This window comes from Thiolapillus sp. (genome assembly GCF_048562965.1).
GTDB lineage: Bacteria > Pseudomonadota > Gammaproteobacteria > Chromatiales > Chromatiaceae > Thiolapillus > Thiolapillus brandeum_A.
In genome coordinates, this window is record NZ_JBHNMF010000225.1 from 1 (window position 1) to 5,161 (window position 5,161).

A 5,161-nucleotide genomic window follows, 5' to 3' on the forward strand; every position below is an offset into this window, starting at 1 on the left:
GCTCCCTGCAAACGACAATATCCTTGTCAAGGCAGGTGATTAATTAATTCAGTATATTGGCATGCGCTAATTATCTGGAGCTGCCCGAAAAAGATAGCTATTTATAGACGGTAACTATTTAGGCCGGTTGGGGCACTTCGGATTGTTGCATTCGCCGTAAAGGATCAGCGAATGGTCCGCGATGGTGAAACCGTGCTTTTTGGCGATCTTGGCCTGACATTTTTCGATGGTTTCATCCATGAACTCCTCCACCTTGCCACAGGTGAGGCAAACAATGTGGTCGTGATGCTCGCCACGATTCAGCTCGAATACCGCCTGGCCGCCTTCGAAGTGATGCCGCTCCGCCAGACCGGCGGCTTCGAACTGGGTCAGCACCCTGTAAACCGTGGCCAGACCGATTTCCTCGTCACGCAATAACAGTTCCTTGTACACGTCTTCAGCCGTCATGTGGCGCTGCGCATTTTCTTCGAGAATTTCCAGAATCTTCATTCGGGGAAGGGTCACCTTCAAACCGGCCTTGCGAATCGTTTGCTGATCCATTTCTGTCTCCAATTCAGATGCCGCCACTGGCGGAATCCGTTATCATGTGCACCTGAATCTTTTCAGTCTACACGGGACGCCAATGCGTAAGCTTCTCATTTCTATTGCCCTGAGTGCAAGCCTGAGCGCCTGCAGCAGCATAGATATCGACAAGGACACCTGGGATGTATTCGGGAATGTCATCCCCGAGTCCCTGGAAAAACTGCCGTTTGTCTATCGGCCCCAGATCATTCAGGGGAATCTCATTACCCAGGACAATGTAAATATGCTGCAGCCGGGCATGCACAAGAAGCAGGTGCAGCTGGTCATGGGCACCGCGCTGATACAGGATATTTTTCACGACAATCGCTGGGACTATTATTACGGTATGGGCATCGGTCACATCGAGCTGGAGAAGCACCTGACCCTGTATTTCGAGGATGACAAGCTGGCGCGTATCGTTGGCGACTACCAGCCCCTGCCGCCCATCAAGGGCGAAGGCGCACCGGAAAATCCCAACACCATCATCACCGTGCCGGACTGGCAGCCACCCCACAAGACCCTGTTCGAAGAAGTCGTCAACATGGTGGGCCTGGAGACGGAAGATGCCGAAGCAGCCCAGCAGGCCATAGAAGCAGAGGCTCAGGAAAAATCCGCCGAAGAGGCTGACAGCAAACCGGCCGATCAGCCCTGAATGAAGTGCTCGCGGTAGTAGGCGAGTTCGGCGATGGATTCGCGAATATCATCCATAGCCAGATGCGAGCCTTTCTTTTCAAAGCCTTCCGCCATTTCCGGTGACCATCGACGGGCAAGTTCCTTCAGGGTGCTCACATCCAGGTTCCGGTAGTGGAAGAACGCCTCCAGCGCCGGCATCAGGCGCGCCATGAAACGCCTGTCCTGACAGATACTGTTGCCGCACATGGGTGAAGCTCCGGGAGCCACCCATTCGCGCAGGAAGGTCAGGGTCTCCTCTTCAGCCCGGGAGGTACTGCAGTCACTGTTCCTGATACGCTCCACCAGTCCTGATGCTCCGTGCTGACGGGTATTCCACTCATCCATGGCAGCAAGTACCTCCTCAGGCTGGAAGATCTCCAGCTCCGGTCCCTCGGCCAGGACATTCAGCTCGGAATCCGTAACGATGGTGGCTATCTCGATGATCTGATCATTTTCTGTATCCAGACCGGTCATTTCCAGATCGATCCAGATCAGGTTGTCTTTTGAAACAGGCATAATGCATCTCGCAGTTTGAAAAAGTTGCCGCATTTTACGACATGCCCGGCACGGATTGCGTAAAATGTGCTTATTGCTCCATCCCACTGAAAAAAACAGATGAACGACTTTACCTGGGGATTTCTCCTGCTGCTTGCGGGGGGACTGGTACTGGAACTGTGGCTGTTGCGTCGCCAGACGCTTTCGGTCAGGACACACAGCAACCGCGTGCCGGAAGCCTTTGCCGAAAAGATCAGCCTGGAACAGCACCGCAAGGCGGCCAGCTACACCCTGGCGAATATCCGCATGGAGCAGATCGGATTGCTGTTCGGCGCCTTTCTGCTGCTCGCCTTTACCCTCGGTGGCGGCCTGAACTGGCTGGATGCCTGGTGGCAGTCTCTGGACATTCCTGCGCTGTGGCAGGGCACCGGACTGCTGCTTTCCGTGCTCGCCCTGTCCACATTGCTGGAGCTACCCCTGAGCGCCTGGCGCACCTTTGTTGTGGAGGAAAAATTCGGCTTCAACCGGACCACACCGCGGCGCTTCGTGACCGACCAGCTGCTGCAGCTGATCCTGATGCTGGCAATCACCAACCCCCTGGTCGCCAGCATATTGTGGCTGATGGAAAAAGCCGGCGACACCTGGTGGATAGGCGCCTGGCTGGTCTGGATGAGCTTTACCCTGTTCTTTACCTGGGCATATCCCAGCGTGATTGCGCCTTTGTTCAACAAGTTCAGCCCGCTGCAGGATCTGTCACTCAAGGAGCGTCTGGAAGATTTGCTGCTGCGTTGCGGGTTCAACAGCAACGGCATGTTCGTGATGGATGGTTCCCGGCAGTCCAGTCATGGTAATGCCTACTTCAGCGGTTTTGGAAAGAACAAGCGCATCGTCTTTTTCGACACCCTGCTGAAAAGCCTCGAGGCAGACGAGATCGAAGCCGTCCTCGCCCATGAACTGGGACATTTCAAACGCCGTCACGTACTGAAGATGATGCTTACCATGGCGCTCATTTCCCTGCTGGGACTGGCCTTGCTGGGCTGGCTGATGCAGCAGCCGTGGTTTTTCGAGGGGCTGGGCGCCCACCATCACAGCCACGCAATGGCGCTGGCGCTGTTTCTGCTCGTGATTCCCACCTTCACCACCTTTTTTACGCCTATCTTTTCATCGTTGTCACGCAAGCACGAGTTCGAGGCGGACAACTATGCCGCGCAGCAGTCCAGTGCCGCCGCACTTATCAGTGGCCTTGTCAAAATGTACCGGGACAACGCCAGCACACTCACCCCGGACCCCCTGTATTCAGCCTTTCACCACAGCCACCCGCTACCGTGCGCATTGCCCATTTATCCTCTAAACTCAAGTAACCGACAGATACAGGCCAGAACCCATGAAACAGCTATTGACCTTTACCGCTCTCTTCATTGTGCTCACTGCGAGTGCCGGCGCATCCGAAGATTTCCAGGCTGAAAAATTCCATCAGACCAGTTGCACCGGCTGCCATGACAGCAGCGTCTATACGCGCAAGAAACGTCGTGTCAACTCCCTTCCCCGACTCGAATCCCAGGTGCGCATGTGCGACGCCAATCTCGGCAAGAAGCTCTTTGACGACGACATCCATTCCCTCACTGATTACCTGAATGACAACTACTATCACTTCGGAAAATAGTCCCGGCTGATGGCTCAGCGGCGTCTTACCAACAGGCAGCGCCAGCGCATTGCCAAACTGCAGGAAGATCGCCAGAAAAGGCTTTCCCAACGGGTTGAACAAACCCTGCTCGATGCCCCGGACAGCGACACCCGTCGTGGCCGGGTGATCAGCCGTCACGGGCAGCATCTGCTGGTTCAGGATAAACAGGGTAAAAACCATCACTGCCTGTTTCGCCAGAATCTGGGAGAAATCGTTTGCGGCGACCGGGTGCTGTGGCAAACAGCAAGTGACGATCAGGGAGTGGTTGTTTCCCTGCTTCCCCGGGATACCGTGCTTTCCCGGCCCGATTACAGTGGCAGGGACAAACCCCTGGCCGCCAACATCACCCAACTCATCGTGGTGCTGGCGCCGAAACCCTCCCCCACCGGCTACCTTACCGACCAGTACCTGGTCGCCGCGGAACTGATTGGCGTCAAGGCGCTCATCACCCTCAACAAGGCGGATCTGCTCGACAAGGAACAATGGAAGCAGTTTGCACAGCAATTCAGCCACTATCAGGACATCGGATACCCGCTGGTGGGTGTCAGCGCCCATCTTGAACACGGACTTAAACCCCTGCAGGAAAGACTGGCCGGTGAAACCAGCATCCTGGTGGGACAGTCGGGAGTGGGAAAATCCTCCCTGATCAATGCCCTGATCCCTCAGCGGGAAGAAACCGTCGGAGAACTGTCGGAAGCCAGCGGCCTTGGCCGGCACACCACTTCTGTCGCCACCCTGCATTTCCTCGCCAATGGCGGTGAAATTATCGACTCACCGGGAGTGCGCAGCTTTCGCCTGGGTCAGATCAGCCGTCAGCAACTGGAGCAGGGATTCCGGGAGTTCGCTCCCTACCTCGGAAACTGCCAGTTCAGCAACTGCACCCACCGCAGCGAACCCGGCTGCGCACTCATCGAAGCCATGAAAAGCGGCGCCATCCACCCCGACAGGCTGAAAAACTTCCTGCACATGGCAGAACAGCTCAACAAGGGCCGCTGAGAGGGAATGCTGGAACTGCCGGGATAAGTACAAGGATGTACCCTAGTAGAGCAACGCAGGAGCAGTTGTCGAAAGCAGTTCCAGTGCACTGCGCCTGCGGCATACGACCGCCGAGGATGGCGGAAGTGCTGGCAATGCACGACTCCATGGATGGAGGAGGTAGAGCGAAGCAGGAGCCAGAGCCAAGGAGCGTGCCAGTGCACTACATCCCTGGAGATGCGCCGCTCCGGCCATCCATGGCCTCTCGCGGCATACCGTACATCCTGTACATAAAAAAACCGGCATCATGCCGGTTAAAAATCAAGGTACAGTTCTATTATCCTCAAGCTCGTGCCAGAATCTCCGCTCCTTCAAGCCTGGGTATGACTGTATTCTCCTCCAAATCCATGCGTTGCCTTAAACTCTTCAACACGGCATGCGTATCCTCAATAAAGGCATCTGTAAACTGAAACTCACACGCTGCCAGCCATGGAGAGCGAAGCGAAGGCTGGTAGTCCCCAGTAGCCGCGAGGCCGCACTGTTTTCCCGGCGTGCCTTGCGCCAGAGGGAAAACAAAGTAGGCCTCCGAACGCGGCGTCCAGTCATATGGGAGCCAAGTACGGAGCAGCAACGAGCTTGCGAAGTTGTTGCGCAGTGCTTGGTGACCAGGACGGCTGGGGCACAAATAGGTTGTCAAAGGCCGAGTCGATTTTGGGGACTGGGATGTCCCAAAATCTATCACGAGGCCGAAGACACGCTTGGTCTTTCAGCCAC

General features: G+C 55.9%; 7 protein-coding genes. 4 read left to right on the forward strand and 3 right to left on the reverse strand.

The annotated features are described in order from the left end of the window. Positions 1–114 precede the first annotated feature (114 nt). The gene (fur, locus tag ACOCD2_RS11840) at positions 115–540 is read right to left on the reverse strand and encodes a ferric iron uptake transcriptional regulator (protein ID WP_293644212.1); all 426 of its coding nucleotides are present in this window, start codon (positions 538–540) and stop codon (positions 115–117) included. 82 nt (positions 541–622) lie between these two features. Here fur and ACOCD2_RS11845 point away from each other — a divergent pair, with 82 nt between their 5' ends. Continuing rightward, entirely contained in the window at positions 623–1,213 is a 591-nt protein-coding gene (locus ACOCD2_RS11845) for an outer membrane protein assembly factor BamE (RefSeq protein WP_293644210.1), read from the forward strand. On the opposite strand, the gene orn is transcribed toward ACOCD2_RS11845, so the two are convergent. Beyond that, complete coding sequence (gene orn / locus ACOCD2_RS11850) at positions 1,204–1,749, reverse strand: oligoribonuclease (protein ID WP_293644208.1); 546 nt, start codon at positions 1,747–1,749, stop codon at positions 1,204–1,206. The two genes, ACOCD2_RS11845 and orn, sit on opposite strands and share 10 nt — an antisense overlap. Positions 1,750–1,848: 99 nt before the next feature. Between orn and ACOCD2_RS11855 the strand changes: the two genes are divergently transcribed. The 3 genes from ACOCD2_RS11855 to rsgA are packed head-to-tail and all read left to right on the forward strand — an operon-like array spanning position 1,849 to position 4,408. Further along, positions 1,849–3,192 carry a M48 family metallopeptidase gene (locus ACOCD2_RS11855; protein WP_293644207.1) on the forward strand — a complete coding sequence of 448 codons (1,344 nt, stop codon included), beginning with the start codon at positions 1,849–1,851 and terminating at the stop codon, positions 3,190–3,192. Then, positions 3,149–3,391, forward strand: coding sequence for a cytochrome c (locus ACOCD2_RS11860; protein ID WP_293644206.1), 243 nt, complete (start codon positions 3,149–3,151; stop codon positions 3,389–3,391). Before ACOCD2_RS11855 ends, ACOCD2_RS11860 begins: the two co-directional genes overlap by 44 nt. Positions 3,392–3,400: 9 nt before the next feature. Next, a complete protein-coding gene (rsgA, locus tag ACOCD2_RS11865; protein ID WP_293644205.1) occupies positions 3,401–4,408 on the forward strand; it encodes a small ribosomal subunit biogenesis GTPase RsgA in 1,008 nt (335 codons plus the stop codon). A gap of 322 nt (positions 4,409–4,730) precedes the next feature. On the opposite strand, the gene ACOCD2_RS11870 is transcribed toward rsgA, so the two are convergent. Further along, complete coding sequence (locus ACOCD2_RS11870; RefSeq protein WP_293653923.1) at positions 4,731–5,129, reverse strand: hypothetical protein; 399 nt, start codon at positions 5,127–5,129, stop codon at positions 4,731–4,733. Positions 5,130–5,161 lie beyond the last annotated feature (32 nt).